General features: G+C 63.8%; 17 protein-coding genes. 12 read left to right on the forward strand and 5 right to left on the reverse strand.

What is annotated here, in order from left to right; genetic code table 11:
- Positions 1-18 precede the first annotated feature (18 nt).
- A complete protein-coding gene (gene bamE, locus NK8_RS26045) occupies positions 19-342 on the forward strand; it encodes an outer membrane protein assembly factor BamE (RefSeq protein ID WP_213232588.1) in 324 nt (107 codons plus the stop codon).
- Between the two features lie 66 nt (positions 343-408).
- On the opposite strand, the gene NK8_RS26050 is transcribed toward bamE, so the two are convergent.
- The 3 genes from NK8_RS26050 to NK8_RS26060 are packed head-to-tail and all read right to left on the reverse strand — an operon-like array spanning position 409 to position 3,109.
- Complete coding sequence (locus NK8_RS26050; protein ID WP_213232590.1) at positions 409-1,269, reverse strand: ABC transporter permease; 861 nt, start codon at positions 1,267-1,269, stop codon at positions 409-411.
- 24 nt (positions 1,270-1,293) lie between these two features.
- Positions 1,294-2,082 (reverse strand): ABC transporter ATP-binding protein, encoded by a 789-nt coding sequence (locus NK8_RS26055; RefSeq protein ID WP_213232592.1) that lies wholly within the window; start codon positions 2,080-2,082, stop codon positions 1,294-1,296.
- A gap of 10 nt (positions 2,083-2,092) precedes the next feature.
- A complete protein-coding gene (locus NK8_RS26060; RefSeq protein ID WP_162070301.1) occupies positions 2,093-3,109 on the reverse strand; it encodes an ABC transporter substrate-binding protein in 1,017 nt (338 codons plus the stop codon).
- Positions 3,110-3,278: 169 nt separating this feature from the next.
- Here NK8_RS26060 and NK8_RS26065 point away from each other — a divergent pair, with 169 nt between their 5' ends.
- The 10 genes from NK8_RS26065 to NK8_RS26110 all read left to right on the forward strand — a co-directional run bounded on the left by NK8_RS26065 (position 3,279) and on the right by NK8_RS26110 (position 13,802).
- Positions 3,279-3,956, forward strand: coding sequence for a response regulator transcription factor (locus tag NK8_RS26065; RefSeq protein WP_061177439.1), 678 nt, complete (start codon positions 3,279-3,281; stop codon positions 3,954-3,956).
- Positions 3,946-5,337, forward strand: a complete 1,392-nt coding sequence (locus tag NK8_RS26070; RefSeq protein ID WP_213232594.1) for a sensor histidine kinase — start codon at positions 3,946-3,948, stop codon at positions 5,335-5,337. Before NK8_RS26065 ends, NK8_RS26070 begins: the two co-directional genes overlap by 11 nt.
- Positions 5,338-5,562: 225 nt before the next feature.
- The gene (locus NK8_RS26075; RefSeq protein WP_301549901.1) at positions 5,563-6,132 is read left to right on the forward strand and encodes a M12 family metallopeptidase; all 570 of its coding nucleotides are present in this window, start codon (positions 5,563-5,565) and stop codon (positions 6,130-6,132) included.
- Positions 6,133-6,276: 144 nt separating this feature from the next.
- Positions 6,277-7,587: an MFS transporter gene (locus tag NK8_RS26080; RefSeq protein ID WP_213232596.1), complete on the forward strand. Its 1,311-nt coding sequence runs from the start codon at positions 6,277-6,279 to the stop codon at positions 7,585-7,587.
- A gap of 2 nt (positions 7,588-7,589) precedes the next feature.
- A complete protein-coding gene (locus NK8_RS26085) occupies positions 7,590-8,657 on the forward strand; it encodes a proline racemase family protein (protein ID WP_162070297.1) in 1,068 nt (355 codons plus the stop codon).
- Between the two features lie 2 nt (positions 8,658-8,659).
- Entirely contained in the window at positions 8,660-9,901 is a 1,242-nt protein-coding gene (locus NK8_RS26090) for an FAD-binding oxidoreductase (protein WP_213232598.1), read from the forward strand.
- A gap of 15 nt (positions 9,902-9,916) precedes the next feature.
- Entirely contained in the window at positions 9,917-10,819 is a 903-nt protein-coding gene (locus tag NK8_RS26095; RefSeq protein WP_213232600.1) for a dihydrodipicolinate synthase family protein, read from the forward strand.
- Positions 10,816-11,814, forward strand: a complete 999-nt coding sequence (locus tag NK8_RS26100; RefSeq protein WP_213232602.1) for a 4-hydroxyproline epimerase — start codon at positions 10,816-10,818, stop codon at positions 11,812-11,814. Before NK8_RS26095 ends, NK8_RS26100 begins: the two co-directional genes overlap by 4 nt.
- 16 nt (positions 11,815-11,830) lie before the next feature.
- A complete protein-coding gene (locus NK8_RS26105) occupies positions 11,831-13,078 on the forward strand; it encodes an amidohydrolase family protein (protein ID WP_213232604.1) in 1,248 nt (415 codons plus the stop codon).
- Between the two features lie 16 nt (positions 13,079-13,094).
- Positions 13,095-13,802, forward strand: coding sequence for a GntR family transcriptional regulator (locus tag NK8_RS26110; protein WP_213233210.1), 708 nt, complete (start codon positions 13,095-13,097; stop codon positions 13,800-13,802).
- Here NK8_RS26110 and NK8_RS26115 read toward each other — a convergent pair.
- Positions 13,789-14,223: a DUF126 domain-containing protein gene (locus NK8_RS26115; RefSeq protein WP_213232605.1), complete on the reverse strand. Its 435-nt coding sequence runs from the start codon at positions 14,221-14,223 to the stop codon at positions 13,789-13,791. The genes NK8_RS26110 and NK8_RS26115 overlap by 14 nt on opposite strands.
- Positions 14,210-15,463: an aconitase X catalytic domain-containing protein gene (locus tag NK8_RS26120; protein WP_213232606.1), complete on the reverse strand. Its 1,254-nt coding sequence runs from the start codon at positions 15,461-15,463 to the stop codon at positions 14,210-14,212. Before NK8_RS26120 ends, NK8_RS26115 begins: the two co-directional genes overlap by 14 nt.
- A 156-nt stretch (positions 15,464-15,619) precedes the next feature.
- On the opposite strand from NK8_RS26120, the gene NK8_RS26125 reads away from it, so the two are divergent.
- Positions 15,620-16,780, forward strand: a complete 1,161-nt coding sequence (locus NK8_RS26125; RefSeq protein WP_213232607.1) for a CaiB/BaiF CoA-transferase family protein — start codon at positions 15,620-15,622, stop codon at positions 16,778-16,780.
- The last annotated feature ends 18 nt before the right edge of the window (positions 16,781-16,798 follow it).

Raw genomic sequence — 16,798 nt, forward strand, 5'->3', positions numbered from 1 at the left:
TTTGCGAAGGCTGAAGCGATGCTCAAATCGAAAACGTGTCTGGTGATGGCCCTGCTCGGCGCTCTGATCGGCCTGAACGGATGTTCGGCCTTCATCCCGGACCCCGATCCGACGGAGTACATGAGCCGCGTGAAGATCGGCATGACGCGGGCGGATGTCGAGGATCATCTCGGACCGCCCGATGGAAACTGGGGGCCGTGGCATTCGCAGTGCACCGAATACGCCTTCAAGAAGCATGGCGTCGACCGGTATTCGGTCTATTACAACAATCAGAACCGCGTGGTCTTCACGGAACACGCCGCATGCAACGTCGCGCGGGCCAGGGAAGTCGGCCTGCGCTGAATGCAGGACACTGCCCAGAAACGAAAAAACCCCACGCGCTCGCGTGGGGTTTTTTCATGGGGCGCATCAATTCGCCGTGGGCCGCCACTTCAGCAACCGTTGCTCGACCGCTGTGAGCAGATAATCCGCCGCGAGCGCGACCACCGCCAGCACGATCATCGCCGCGAACACGCCGCTTGCATTGAACGCGCCTTGCGCCGTCGAGATCAGCAAGCCGATTCCCTGTTTCGAGCCGAGAAACTCGCCGACCACCGCGCCGACCAGCGCGAAGCCGAAGCTCACGTGCAGGCTCGCGAGAATCCACGAGAGCGCGGAAGGAATCACCACCGACGTCGTCACCTGACGGCGCGACGCGCCGAGAATCTGCGCATTCGCGATCATGAACCGGTCCGCTTCACGCACGCCCTGAAACGCATTCGCGAATACGACGAAAAACACCATCACGACCGCCAGGGCCACTTTCGACGCCATGCCAAGACCGAGCGCGATCACGAACACCGAGCCGAGCACCACGCGCGGAATCGAGTTGGCGATCTTGATGTAGATGCTGAACACGTCCGACAGCAACTTGTTGCGGCCGAGCACGATGCCGCAGAACACGCCCGCCACCGAGCCGATCAGAAAGCCGAGCACCGTTTCTTCGAGCGTGACCCACACTTGCGTGAGCAGCGGCCCTTGCGAGGTGCCTTCGACGAACCATTCGACGATCTGGTCGAAGATCGCGGACGGCATCGAGAAGAAGAACGGATCGATCCAGTGAAGGCGAGCCGACAGCTCCCAGCCGCCGAGCACGAAGACGAGCACCGCGATGCGCAGTCCGATCACGAGCGCGTGGCGCTGCTTGATGCGCTTTTGCGCTTCGCGTTCGACTTGCGCGAGCGCGCCGGGATCGATGCCCGCGGGCATCGCTTGTTGAGGCGTGGACATGGGTGAGGTTCCTCTCGAACAGGTTCAACCGATCTGCACTTCTTCGCGCAGGTCGTGCCAGATATCCCGCGAAATCTCGATGAAATGCGGGTGATAGCGAATCTCCGACGTGATGCGCGGGCGCGGCAGATCGATCTCGTAGACGCGCTTGAGCGTCGCCGGGCGCGCGGTCAGCACGAACACGCGGTCCGCGAGCGCGATCGCTTCTTCGAGATCGTGCGTGACGAACACGACCGAGCCCGCGTTCGCCGACCACAGTTGCAGCAACTCGTCCTGCATCAGCGTGCGCGTCTGCATGTCGAGCGCGGAGAACGGCTCGTCCATCAGCAGGATTTCCGGCTTGTTGATGAACGTCTGCGCGAGCGCGACGCGCTTGCGCATACCGCCCGACAACTGATGCGGATAATGCTTGCCGAACTTGTCGAGACCGACGCGGCGCAGCCACTCGTTGGCTTCGTCATAGGCGGCGGATTTCGAGCGGCCGCGATAGAGCGGGCCGGCCGCGATGTTGTCGAGCACCGAGCGCCACGGAAACACGGCATCCGCCTGAAACACGAAGCCGATGCGCGGATCAATGCCGTCGACCGGCTGGCCCATCACGCGCACCTCGCCGGTCGTCGGCTTGAGCAGGCCCGTGATCATGCTGAGCGTGGTGGACTTGCCGCAGCCCGTCGGGCCGACGATCGCGACGAATTCGCCCTTCGCCACCGACATGCTGAAGTCGCGCAGCGCGACCGTGGCCTTGCCGTCCGGCGAGACGAAGCGGCACGAAACGTTACGCAGTTCGATGGCCGGTTGTGTCGTCTGGTTCATTGTGCGCGCCTCACTTCGATGCCGTCGCCGTGCCCGACAGATACTCGTTCGAGTACGTGCGCGCGAGGTCGATATGCTTGCCCTTCACCGAAGGATTGAACGCGGAGAGCACCTTCAGCACGGTTTCGGGGCCGTCGGCGGGCATCTTGCCGTCCTTGGTGAACATCGGCAGCGAGGCCTTCAGCGCGCCCACGTAAAGCTCCTTGTTCTTCGCGTAATAGTCTTTCGGCATCTTCTCGGCGATCTCTTCGGCGCTGTGCGTGGAGATGAAGTTGAGCGTCTTCGCGAACGCGCGCGACAGCTTCGCGGCGTCCGCCTTGTGCGATTCCGCCCACGCGCGCTGCACGTAGAAGCTCGATGCCGGATACGTGCCGCCGAGCGCGGCGCGCGTGCCTTCGAGCGTGCGCATGTCGACGAGCACCTTCGCCTCGCCGGTCTTGAGCAGTTGCGACACGGTCGGCTCGGTGGTCATGCCTGCGTCGATGCGTTCCTGCTTGATCGCCGCGATGAAGCTCGCGTCCGCGCCCACCGGCAGCAGCGTGTATTCCTTCGAGCTCACGCCCGCGCGCTGCGCGAGGTATTGCGTGAGAAAGCTGGTCGATGATCCGAGGCCCGTCACGCCGAGCGTCTTGCCTTTGACGTCGGCCATGCTCTTGAGTTTGTCGGCGGCCTTGGTCGAGACCAGTTCCACTTCGCCCGGCACCTGACCGAAGATCACCAGCGCCTGCACTTCCTTGCCCTTGCTCTGCAGGTCGATGGTGTGATCGTAGAAACCGACGACGCCTTGCACCGCGCCGGCGAGCAGCTCGTTTTCCGCATCGACGCCCGCGGGCTGCGAGAGAATTTCGACATCGAGCCCTTCGTCCTTGAAGTAGCCGAGCTGCTCCGTCAGCTTCGCGGGCAGATAGATGATCTTGGTCGCGCCGCCGACCATGATGGAAATTTTCTCGGCATGAGCGGACACGGATGCCGCGGCGAGCGCGAAAGCGATACCGGATACCGCAGCGATCTGGCGCAAAGTACGCATCAGGAGTCTCCTTGATGTGGGGCGGGACGTAAGGAAAGGCCCGCTTGTTCGAATGTGTGCGGCGATTATAGAAAGGTGAATCCTTCTGCCAGCTTTCTGTGTCGATAGCGAAACATGGGTGTTAACCCGATGCGTCATGCTTCGTCGAAGCCAATACAATCGCGCCACCATGAAACTGCTGCTGATCGAAGACAATCCGACGCTGTCGCTCTGGCTCGCCAAGATGCTGGAACAGGAATCCTTCGCACTCGAAACCGTGCAGGATGGCGAGTCCGCCGATCAACTGCTGCGCACCAATCAATACGATGTCGTGCTGCTCGATCTCAACCTGCCGCGCCTGTCGGGCAAGAACGTGCTGCGACGAATGCGCCAGCGCGGCGACGCGACGCCGGTGATGATCCTGACCGCAAGCGGCTCCATCGACGAGAAAGTAGAGTTGCTCGGCGCGGGCGCGGACGATTACCTGGTGAAGCCGTTCGAGGTCCGCGAGCTGGTCGCGCGCGTGAAGGTGATGATCCGGCGGCGCACGTCATCGACGGCGAACGAGGTGTCGTGCGGCGATCTCGTCTTCGATATCGACACGCGCCAGTTCACGATGAAGGGCGCGCCGCTCAACGTGACGCCGCGCGAGCGCAGCGTGCTCGAAGCGCTGATTTTGCGTCTGGGCAAGACGGTGTCGAAGGCATCGCTGCTGGACGCGATCTTCACGCACGAGGACAGCCCGAGCGAAGACGCGCTCGAAATCTACGTGTCGCGGCTGCGCAAGAAGCTCGACGGCAGTTCGGCCGCGATCGTCACGCTGCGCGGACTCGGTTATCTGTTGCGCAAGAAGGACGATGACCAATAGCCTGCGCGTTCGCCTGCTGTGGTGGCTGCTCGTGCCGCTCGCGTTCTACGTGTTCGTGACCGGCAAGGCCGCGTACGACAACGCGCGCCACACCGCCGATCTCGTGCAGGAGAACACGTTGCTCGCATCGGCGCGGATGATCGCGGGCGAAGTCGAGTGGTCGGATGGGCGCTTGCTCGTCGATGTTCCGCCAGCCGCGCTCGAAGTGTTCGCGTCGCCTCAGGGCGATCAGGTTTTCTACAACGTGAGCGTCGACGATGGCCGTCTGCTCGCAGGCGTGCCCGATTTTCCGTTCGGGCCGACCGCCGCGATCCACGATACGCCGATGTACTACGACGCCGATCTGCACGGCAAGCCGATCCGCGCCGTCGGCTTCGTGCGCCAGATGTACGACAACGGCGCGATCCGGCGCGTGCTCGTCTCGGTCGGCAAGACGCAGGCGTCGCGCGACGCGATGGTGCGCGAACTCTGGCGTCCGCAACTCGTGCGGCAGATCGAGATGGTGTTGCTCGCAGTCGCGCTCGCGTGCATCGGGCTGACGTTCGAATTGCGGCCGCTGCTGAAGGTGAAGAAGGAAGTGATGGATCGCGATCCGATGCAGCTCGAGCCCTTGCGCGTCGAGCGTTTGCATACGGAATTGCGGCCGATCGTCGAGGCGATCAATCAGTGCATCGCGCGGCTCGGGCTTCAGGTGGCGGCGCAGCGGCGCTTCATCGCGGACGCGGCGCATCAGTTGCGCACGCCGCTGACCTTGCTGGAGACGCAGTTGCAGTTCGCGCGGCAGCATCGCGAGATGGCACCATCGTTGCACGAAGCGCTGGCGGCGATGCAGCGAAGCAACCGCTCGATGGTCGGGCTCACCAACAAACTGTTGCTGCTCGCGCAGGCCGAGGCGGCGGACTATACGCAGCTGGCGAAGCATGAGGTCGATCTTGCCGCGATCGCGCAGAACGTGATCGAAGACCTTGCGATGTTCGCGCAGAAACGCGAGATCGATCTCGGCGCGGAGCTGGTCGAATCGGCGTGGATCATCGGGCATGAGGGATTGTTGTCGGCGCTGGTTCACAACGTCGCCGAGAATGCGATCCGCTATACGCAGGCGGGTGGACACGTGACCGTCGCCATCACGCGCGATGCGCAACGCGTCACGCTGACCGTCACCGATGACGGTCCAGGCATTCCAGCGGAAGCGCGCAGTCGCGTGTTCGAGCCGTTCTATCGCGCGGCGGCGGATGCGGAAGGGACGGGACTGGGGCTCGCGATTGCGAAGGAAATCGTGCAGGCGCATCGGGGCGAGATTCGGCTCGGCCAGCGAGAGCATCCCGAGCGCGGCGTGATCGTGACGGCGACGTTCGAAAGCGCCCGCGCGCAAAATCGTTGATTTTCCTGGATCTTATGGAATGACCATTCGAGTTTGACGGCTCATCGCAAAATATAATTCTGCTGAGTGACTCAGGAGAAGACGATGAGCCGAATCGGAGCATGGGCATTTGCATTATTGTTAGGAATGCTGGTTAGCGGGTGCGGTGGGAGCGATAGCAGCGACGCCGGGAGCGCGGCGAAGCAAGCAAGCGCGCAGGGTCAGGCCACTGCAAAAGGATATGCGTTGTCCACCGTCATCTGGAAGCAGGAGCCTATCGGCGTTTGCTGGGACATGAGCAATGCCGACTTCGCGCTGTATACCAATCAGCGCACCTGGAGCCGTCTCGCGGTCGAGGCGAGCTGGCAGGCACACTCCGGCGTGACGTTCACGGGCTGGCAGCAATGCACCAATGATCCGAACTACTATGGCATACGGATTTCGATCGAGGATAACGCCACGAACGGACCGCACACGCAAGGGCTCGGAACGACGCTGAGCAACGTGGTCGGCGGCATGGTGCTCAACTTCACGTTCCACAACTGGAGCACGAGTTGCGTGGGCCGTGAAGAGTATTGCATTCGCAATATCGCCGCGCATGAGTTTGGTCACGCGATGGGTTTCGCGCATGAACAGAACCGGCCGGATACGCCATCGACATGCAAGGAGCCCGCGCAAGGCAGTTATGGCGATACATTGATCGGAGCGTGGGATCTGGCATCGATCATGAATTACTGCAATCCGGACTGGAATGGCAACGGGCAGTTGAGCACGACGGATATCGTCATGGCGCAGCGGTTTTATGGAGCGCGATGAGTTTATGAGACGATTCCCGCGCTGACGCATACGCGTCTTGCGTGGCCGTCCGTTCTTCAATTTTGGATCCAAAATCCTTGATTCAATTTTGATATGGGCGCACAATCCCCCGGAACCGCACCCCACGCGACCGAGGGAGTCACCATGACCGACCGCGCCAACGCCGTTGACAGTCCGTACGCCGCAAGCGACGCACCCAAAGCCTCGTCCAAATCCAGCCGCGCCGTCACTGCCGCGGTCGTCGGCAATATCCTCGAATGGTTCGATTTCGGTACCTACGCATTCCTCGCGACCGTCATCGCCAAAGTCATGTTCCCCACTGGCGACGACTTCGCCGCCATGCTCGGCACCTTCGGCGCGTTCGGCCTCGGCTTCGCCGCGCGCCCGCTCGGTGCGATCATCTTCGGCTGGCTCGGCGACAAGAAAGGCCGCAAGTGGACGCTTACCTTCGTCATGCCGCTGATGGCCGCCGCCACGCTCTTCATGGCGCTGTTGCCGACGTATGCGTCGATCGGCATCTGGGCGCCGATTCTGCTGGTCGCCGCGCGCATGCTGCAGGGCATTTCCGTCGGCGGCGAGCTGGGCAACGCGGTCGCGTTTCTCGTCGAATGGGCGCCGCCGAACAAGCGTGGCTTCTACGGCAGCTTCCAGCAATGCAGCACGCTCGGCGGCATGCTGCTCGGCTCGGGCGCGGCCGCGCTCATGACCACGCTGCTCAGCCAGCAGGCCATGCTCGACTGGGGCTGGCGCGTGCCGTTCATCGTCGGTGCGATCGTGATCGGGCCGATCGGCTGGATCATCCGCAAGCGCAGCGAGGAAACGCCGGTCTACCAGAGCGCCACTGACGAAGCGCCCAAGGTCAAAGGCCGCGCACCCGCGCTGCTCGGCCTGCAGGCCTGCGGGCTCGTGATCGTGTGGACGGTGTCGCTCTATGTGCTGCTCAACTACCTGCCGTCGTTCACGACGAAGTACGTCGGCATGAACGCATCGACGGCGCTGTGGCTCAACACGGCGGGCCTGATTGTGATGACGGCATCGATTCCGTTCTGGGGCGCGGCCTCGGACCGCTTCGGCCGCAAGCCGATCTATACGATCGGCTGCATCGCGTTCCTCGTGCTGCCGTATCCGATCTTCCATCTGATGCTCGAATACAAATCGGCGGCGATCGTCGGCGCGGTGCAGGTGCTGGGCGGTGTGATCATCGGCATCTTCTCGGGCGTCGGGCCCGCCGTGCTCTCCGAACTCTTTCCGACGAAAATCCGCACGACGTGGATGTCGATCGGCTACGGCATCGCCAACGCGGTGTTCGGCGGTTTCGCGCCGATGATCTCCATCGCGCTCATCAAGGCGACGGGCTCGCCGCTTTCGCCGGCGTACTTCGTGATGCTCGCCGCGCTGCTCTCGACTTTCACGGTCTTCACCATCAAGGAGACGGCGCACGCGCCGCTGCAATAATCATGCGCTGGAACCGAACGCTCACAGTAGTGAACTGCCACGCCGAAGGCGAAGTCGGCAACGTGGTGACGGGCGGCGTCTTCGACGTACCCGGCGCGACGATGTTCGACAAGATGATGCATCTCGAAGAAGTGCGCGACGACCTGCGCCGCATCTGCATCTTCGAGCCGCGCGGCTCGGCCAATCAGACGGTGAACTTTCTGCTGCCCGCAACCGACCCGCGCGCGCAAATGGGCTATGTGATCGCCGAATCGACCGAATATCCGGCGATGTCCGGCTCGAACACGATGTGCGTGGCGACCGTGCTGCTCGAAACCGGCATCCTGCCGATGGTCGAGCCCGTCACCGAGCTCGTGCTCGAAGCGCCGGCCGGGCTGATTCATCTGCGCTGCGCGTGCGCGAATGGCAAGGTCACGAAGGTCGAGTTCACCAATCAGCCCGCCTTCGCGAATCATCTCGACAGGACGATCGAAGTGGAAGGCATCGGCAGCCTGACTGTCGATGTCGGATATGGCGGCATGACGTATGTGATCGTCGATGCAGAAAAACTCGGCTTTCAGATCACGCCCGATGAAGCGCGCGAACTGTGCGAACTCGGGCAGGTCATCAAGGCCGCCGCGGCGGAGCAGTTGCCGTCGCCGCATCCGTTGAATCCGCTCATCAAGGGCATCACGATGACCGAGTTCGTCGGGCCGCTCTCGCGCGAGAACGGCGTGCTGAAATCGCGCAACACGGTGATCGTGTCGCCGGGTCGCTGCGACCGTTCGCCGTGCGGCACGGGCACGTCCGCGCGGCTCGCGGTGATGCACGCCAAGGGACTGATCGACGTGGGCGAGACCTTCCTGCACGAGTCGATCATCGGGTCGATCTTCGAGAGCCGCATCGAATCGGTCACGCGCCTGGGCGATGTGCCCGCAATCGTGCCCGTCGTATCCGGCCAGGCGTGGATCACCGCGATATCGCAAGTCGGCGTCGATCCGACCGATCGCTTCCAGACCGGCTTCACGCTCGCGGATACGTGGTGCGAAGCCGTCGACGACAAGCTCATCAAGTCGCGCGCGAGTTCATGAGCATGACGGGCGAAGAAATCGCGGATGTCGTCGTGATCGGCGCGGGCATCGTCGGGCTGGCTTGCGCGTGGGCGGCGCTGCGCGATGGCGCGCGCGTGACCGTGATCGATCGGGATTTCGAAGGCGATCGCGCATCGCACGGCAACGCGGGCGGCATCGCGGTCACGGAGAGCACGCCGATCGCCGTGCATGGCATGTTCACGAAGGCCGCGAAATGGCTGATGGACCCGCTCGGCCCGCTCGCGCTCGACTGGAAGCATCTGCCGAAGGCGCTGCCGTGGTTCATGGCGTTTCGGCGCGCGAGCGAGCCGGCCCGTTTTCAGGCGATATCGCATGCGCTCGCGTTGCTGAACAACCGCGTCTACGACGACATCCTGCCGATGTTCGACGATATCGGCGCAAGCGCGATGCACTACCGGCGCGGCGCGCTGACCGTCTATGAAACCGATGCAGCCTTCGCCGCCGATCAGGCCGAATGGATGTTCAAGCGCGAACTCGGCGCGCGCTGGCACGCGCTGAACGCGCAGCAGGTGCGCGAATGCGAGCCGTCGCTCGCGCCCGGGTTCCGGCATGGCGTATTTCTCGACGACTGGTCGCATATCGGCGATCCGCGCCGCATCGTCACGCTGTTGCGCGAGCGCGTGCGTGCGCTCGGTGCGCGCTTCGTGACGGGCGTCGCGCGTGCGATCGAATCATCGGATACGGTCTTGCTTGCGGACGGCAACCGCGTGAAAGGACGACGCATCGTGATCGCGGCCGGCGCGTGGTCGGCGGCACTGGCGAAGTCCATCGGCGATAGCGTGTTGCTCGAAAGCGAGCGCGGCTATAACGCGACGCTGCCGAAACACGGCATCGAACTGACGCGCGAAGTGATCTTCGCTGAGCGCAAGTTCGTTGCGACGCCGCTCGATGTGGGCTTGCGCATCGGTGGCGCGGCGGAGTTCGCGGGCATCGATGCGCCGCCGAATTATCGTCGCAGCGATGCATTGCTCGCGCTCGGCAAGCGCTTCATTCCGGGCATCGACGATAGGGACGCGGCGAAATGGATGGGCCATCGCCCCGCGACGCCCGATTCGTTGCCGGTGATCGGCGCATCGCCGCGCATGTCATCGGTCGTTTATGCATTCGGACACGGTCATCTCGGCTTGACGCAATCCGCAACCACCGCCGCGCTCGTCGCCGATGTACTCGCGGGCCGCACGCCGCGCGTGCCGCTCGCGCCTTATTCGATTGCGCGTTTCTAAATTGGAGGAGCAACCATGCAAGTGAACTGGAAAGGCGTATTCCCCGCCGTCACGACGAAGCTTAAACAGGACGGCTCGCTCGATCGCGACGTCATCGTGAGCGGCCTGAACCGTCTGATCGATAACGGCGTCGGCGGTGTCGTGATGATGGGCATGGTCGGCGAGAATGCGCAGCTCACGCCGGAAGAGAAGCGCACGGTGCTGAAGATCGCTGTCGAAACGGTGAAGGGACGCGTACCCGTCATCTCCGGTCTCGCGGAACTGAACACGGCCAACGCGATGCAATTCGCAAAGGACGCCGAAACAATCGGCGTACAGGGCCTGATGGTGTTTCCGGGCCTGACGTATCGCTCGGACGATCGCGAGACCGTCGAATACTATCGGTCGATCGCGCGTTCGACGAAGCTCGGCCTGATGATCTACAACAATCCGCGCGGCTATGGCGTCGACATGCGTCCTGATCTGCTCGCGCAACTCGCCGATGAAGCGAACGTCGTCGCGATCAAGGAAGAGACCTACGACACGACGCGCGTCACCGACCTCTACACACGCTTCGGCGAGCGCTTCGTTGTGTTCTGCGGCGTCGATGATCTGATCGTGGAATCCGTCGCACTCGGCGTGACAGGCTGGGTCTCGGGCATGGCGAACGCGATGCCGAAGGAATCCGTCGATCTGCTGAACTACGCGGTCAATGGCGAATACGACAAGGCGCGCGCGCTGTATCGCGCGTTGATCGACCTGTTCCATCTCGACACGCATGTGAAGCTCGTGCAATACATCAAGCTCGCGGAAAACATCACGGCGGGTTATCCGGAATACGTGAAGGCGCCGCGCCTGATGCTCGAAGGCGAAGAGCGGCAGCGGACCATCGAGATCGTCGAGAAGGCGATTGCCAACGTGCGGGCGCTTGCGCAATGAAATCCACGTTCTTCTGCATCGACGGACACACCTGCGGCAATCCGGTGCGCGTGGTCGCGGGTGGCGCGCCGCCGCTCGAAGGCGCGAACATGATCGAGCGCCGCGCGCATTTTCTGCGCGAGTTCGACTGGATCCGCACCGCACTGATGTTCGAGCCGCGCGGGCACGAAGTGATGTCCGGCAGCATCCTCTATCCACCGACGCGCCCCGACTGCGATCTCGCGATTCTCTTCATCGAAGTGAGCGGCTGCCTGCCGATGTGCGGACACGGCACCATCGGCACGGTGACGACGGCAATCGAACACGGGCTCGTGCGGCCGCGCGAGCCCGGCGTGCTGCGGCTCGATACGCCAGCGGGTCTCGTCGTCGCGCGATATCGGATGAATGGCGAGCATGTGGATTCGGTGCAGCTCGTCAACGTGCCTTCGTTCCTGCATTCGCGGGATTTGTCCGTCGAAGTCGAAGGACTCGGCGAAATTCAATTCGATGTCGCGTATGGCGGCAACTTCTATGCGATCGTCGAGCCGCAGCGCAACTATGAAGGCTTGCATGCGCTGAAGCCTTCCGACATCCAGCGCCTGAGTCCCCTGCTGCGCCAGAAGGCGAACGAGAAGTACACGTTCGTGCATCCGGAGAATGACGCGATATGCGGCCTGAGTCACGTCATGTGGACCGGCGAGCCGACCGTGGAAGGCGCGAGCGCGCGCAACGCGGTGTTCTACGGCGACAAGGCCATCGATCGCTCGCCATGCGGCACGGGCACCTCGGCGCGCATGGCGCAGCGCGTCGCGAAAGGGCAGTTGAAGATCGGCGAGCGCTTCGTGCACGAGAGCATCATCGGCACCTTGTTCGAAGGCGTGCCGATGGAAGCGGCGCGCGTCGGCGATTACGAGGCGATCGTACCGGCCATCGAAGGCTGGGCGCGCGTGACAGGCCACAACACGATTTTCGTCGATGACCGCGATCCGCTCGCACACGGATTCCTGCTGAAATAACGCGAGAGATCAAGCCATGCTGATACTGAAAAACGCCCGCGTGCTCGACGCCGATCACGAACGCGACGACGGCCGCTATTCGATCGTGATCGACGGCGACACGATTCGCGATGTCACGCGCGAACCGGTGCAGGCGAGCGACGCGCAGGTCATCGATGTCGGCGATAAGACGGTGATGCCCGGCATGATCGATTGTCATGTGCATGTGATCGCGTCGGTCGCGCATCTCGGCAACAACAGCCGCTTGCCGAACACGTTCGCCGTGCTGCGCGCGGTGCCGATTCTCGCGGGTATGCTGAATCGCGGCTTCACGACCGTGCGCGATGCGGGCGGCGCGGATTACGCGCTGTCGCGTGCGATCGAAGAAGGCGTGATCGCGGGGCCGCGTTTGTTCGTCGCGGGCAAGGCGCTTTCGCAGACGGGCGGCCACGGCGATTTCCGCGAGCGTTACGACAACTCGGACCCGGACCCGTGCGGCTGCAATCGCAACATGGGGGCGATCGGGCGCGTGGTCGATGGCGTTGATGAAATGCGCCGTGCCGTGCGCGAGGAAATGCGCGCGGGCGCGCATCACATCAAGATCATGGCGTCGGGCGGCGTGGCTTCGCCGACCGATCCCATCGGCAACCTGCAATTCTCCGTCGATGAAGTGAAGGCCGCCGTCGAGGAAGCGCAATCGCATCAGACCTACGTGATGGCGCATGCCTACACCGCGAAGGCGATTGCGCGCGTGGTCAGACTCGGCGTGCGTACGATCGAGCACGGCAATCTGATCGACGAAGAAACCGCAGACGTGATGGCCGAGCACGACGCCTATGCAGTGCCGACGCTCGTCACGTATGACGCGATGTCGAAAGTCGGCGCGCAGATGGGCCTCGCGAAAGACACGCTCGACAAGAACGAGTCGGTGCGCAAGCGCGGGCTCGAAGCGCTTGCGATGCTGCATGCGCGCGGCGTGAAGATGGGCCTCGGCACCGATCTGCTCGGCGACATGCATCAGTATCAGAGCGATGAGCTGTCGATCCGCGCGGAGATCGTCGGCGCGTTCGAGGCCATTCGTCAGGCGACCGCCATTGGCGCGGAGATCGTCAACATGAAGGGCAAGCTTGGCGTCGTCGCGGCGGGCGCGTATGCGGATTTGCTCGTCGTGGATGGCGATCCGCTCAAGGATATCCGCGTGCTGACCGGGCAGGGCGAGCGCATCGCCGGCGTGATGAAGAATGGCGCGTGGGTGCGTGCTACGATGCCGCAACATCATAGATAAGCATCGAATGAAGCACATGCCTCCGGTCGCCGCTAAATCCCGTCGAACAGAAACGCCGAACGCGAGCGATTCCGCGCACAGGATCGTGCGCACGACCACGGTCGAGCTCGTCACGACCGCGATCCGGCAACGCATTCTCTCGGGCGATCTCGCGCCCGGCGAAGTGCTGCGTCAGGAAGCGCTCGCCGACGAACTCGGCGTGAGCCGCGTGCCGATCCGCGAAGCGATCACGCGTCTCACCGGCGAGGGCTTGCTGACCAAGGTGCCGCATCGCGGCGCGTATGTCGCCGAGCTGTCGATAGAAGAAGTGCAGGAGACGTTCGAGATTCGCTTGCGGCTGGAGCCGTGGCTATTCTCGCAGGCGATTCCGCATATCACCGATGCCGAAATCGCGAAGGCCGAAAAGCTCGTCAACGAGATGGATCACGCGGATTCGGGCGTCTGGGGGCAACTGAACTGGCGGCTGCACGAAACGCTGTATCTGCCGGCGCGGCGCGATATCACGTTGCAGATGCTGCGCGGCCTGCACGATCGCAGCGACCGCTATTTCCGCTTTCAGGTCGTGCAGGTGCCGATCCGCGAGCAGTCGCATGAAGAGCACATGAGCCTGATCGATGCATGCAGGAAGCGCGATCCGAAGCTCGGCGCGAAGCTGCTCGAGCAGCACGTGAAGACGGCGGGGCAGCAGATCATCTCGGTGGTCGAGACGATCATGGCGCGATGACGCGCAGCGTCGCGGGCTGCGTTGCGTCGCGTGCGTCGATTTCGATGTGAGCATCGGTCGCAGCGAGTTGCGCGAACGCGGCTTCATCGACCATCACGACCGGCACGTTCGACGCATACAGTTCATTCGCGACGATCGCGCCAATCGACAGAATCAGATCGCGCTCCGTCAGCACGATGCCCGCCGGTCCCGTGCCGTTGCGCAACGCTTCGGCGAGCACGCTGCTGCTCGAACTCGATCCGCGCGCACGCGGCATCACCAGAATGCGCGACGCGAGACGCTGCCCGTGACCGGCATGCGTGGCATCGACGATCACGCCGCGTTGCGCGTCGTAGCCACCCCAGAAGCTGAGCGGCGGCAACGCGATGCCCGCAGCGCGCGCGTGGCCCGGAACGAGCGTGACGGCCTCAAACGTATTCATCGATGCACACCTTTCCTTCGAACGCCGATCGCACGCATTCGCTCATGCTGCCGAACGCGACCGTCACGCCGATATTCGCCGGCGCGTAGTGCGCCCATTTGCCCGAGTTGGTCATCACGAGGCCGCTCACCTGCTTCATCACCGGCGTGATGTATGTGCAGGTATCGACGACGATCTGCACGCCGCGCGCCGCAAGCCGTTGCGCGATGCCTTCCTCTTCGAGTTGCCACAGCACGAAGCGGCTCGTGTTCACATAGACATCGCAGCGCGGCGCGCCTTCATGACGCGCGAAAAGCGCGGCGAGCGTGCGGAACTCATCGACGGAAAAATGCGGCGTGCCGAGACTGACGGCGGCGAGCGCGTCGCCCGGTTGCGCGTGACTCCAGCGCGCGCGCACGGCATGAAGGTCCGATGCGCTCACCGGAATCGTGCGTTCGGGCGCGCGCCCTTGCAATGCAGCGTCGAGCGTCGCGGCTTCGGGCGTGATGCCGACCGCATGAAACAGCGCCACCGATCCGCTCGAGGCCGCCGCCGCGCCGAGCGCCTTCAGTTCGTCTTCAGTGGTGTCATCGGGCAGGCCGGTGATGGCGGCCACCGTCGCGCCGGCAACGCTGCCGAGCAGGAAGCCGAGCGCGGCGAAGTCCGCATCGCGATGCAGCGACGCGCGCAGATCGGGTGCTGCGATCACGATGCGCGCCGCGCGATTCGCCGTGACGTGCAGGCCCGCGTTCGGCACCCGAGCGGTGATCGCGGCGGCGAGATCGAGAAAATCGCCATAGCGGCTGGTGCGCGCGCCGAGCACCGAGTTGGCGAAGACGATCGCGTTGGATTCGGCCCATGCGATCTGATCGCCCAGTTTCGGGCGATGCTTCAACTGATACGGCGCGCACGTGAAGCTCGCTTCGCAGCCGAGTTCGATATGCGCCTGCATGAGGCGCTTGCCCGCGCTCGCGATGCCGGCATCGCCGCGAAACAGCTCCGGGTGAATGAGATCGAGCGAGCCGACATTGAGCGTGGTCGGCACGGCGACCTTCGCGCCGCTCGCGACGAAGCGCTCGACGAAATCGAGGCTCGCCGCGCCGTGATACAGACAGCCGTCGATGTGCGCGCAGCTGATGTCGATGAGTGTATCGGCGTCCATGACGCGCGCCGTCGCGGCGACGATACGCATCGCGAGCGCGAGGCCATCGCCGAACTCGCCGCCGAGCATCGCGGTGTCGCGTGGGGAAAGAGTGAGCATCGGGTTCGATTGCGTTCGATTGCGCCGCGCTGTTGGTTGTCAGCGCAGGATAACGGATCGGCTCGAATCGATCTACCCGACGCGGGTGGCGCGGCTCATGCGCGCATCTGGCTTACTGACTGGATCGCATCACTTTCACACCGGAGACAGGCAGACATGGGCGTATTGAGCGGAGTTCGGGTTCTGGAGTTCGAGGCGATCGGTCCCGCGCCGTTCGGGTGCATGTTGCTCGCGGACATGGGCGCGGATGTGCTGCGCGTCGATCGTCCCGTCGCGGCCGGCGATCTCGGGCCGAAGATCAGCGGCAAGCACAAGAATCTGACCGGGCGCGGCCGGCGTTCGGTCACGCTCGACCTGAAGCAGCGCGAAGCCGCCGATGCCGCGCTCGAACTGATGTCGAAGGCGGATGTCGTCATCGAAGGCTTCCGGCCGGGCACGATGGAACGGCTCGGCATCGGACCGGATACGGCGCTCGCGCGCAATCCGAAGCTCGTGTATGGCCGCATGACGGGCTGGGGGCAAACAGGTCCGCTCGCCGAGCGCGCGGGGCACGACCTGAACTACATCGCGCTGTCGGGCGTGCTGTCGGGCATCGGGCGCGCGGGCGAGCCGCCGGTGCCGCCGCTGAATCTCGTCGGCGATTACGGCGGCGGCGGCATGCTGCTCGCGCTCGGCGTCGTGGCGGCGCTCTTCAACGTGCAGCGCGGCGGCGCGGGACAAGTGGTCGATGCCGCGATGATCGAAGGCGCTGCGCAGCTCGGCACGACCATGTGGGGATTGATTGCGTCGGGTAACTGGCGCGAGGCGCGCGAGAGCAATCTGCTCGATGGCGGCACGCCCTGGTACGACAGTTATCGCACGCGTGACGGGCATTACATGGCCGTTGGCGCGGTGGAAGCGCGCTTCTATGCGCAATTGCTGGAGAAGCTCGGCTTGGCCGACGCGGATTTGCCCGCGCAGCATGATCGGGCAGGCTGGCCGCTGCTGAGGGAACGATTCGCGGCGGCGTTCGCCGAGCGCACGCGCGACGAATGGTGCCGCGTGTTCGAAGGCAGCGACGCCTGTGTCGCGCCGGTGCTGGGTTTTTCGGAAGCGCCGGCGCATCCGCAGCATCGCGCGCGCGCAAGCTTTGTCGAGTTCGATGGCGTCGTGCAACCCGCGCCCGCGCCGAAGTTTTCGCAAACGCCTTCGGCCATTTCACGGCCTGCGCCGCGACGAGGCGAAGGAGGCGCTGGCGCTTTGAGGGACTGGGGCCTGGATGAATCGGAGATTGCGCGGCTGCGTGCGAGTGGCCTCGGGTTCGCGTCGGAAGCCTGACCCCTTCAAAGCCTTTGC

Source organism: Caballeronia sp. NK8 (assembly GCF_018408855.1).
Taxonomy (GTDB): Bacteria; Pseudomonadota; Gammaproteobacteria; order Burkholderiales; family Burkholderiaceae; genus Caballeronia.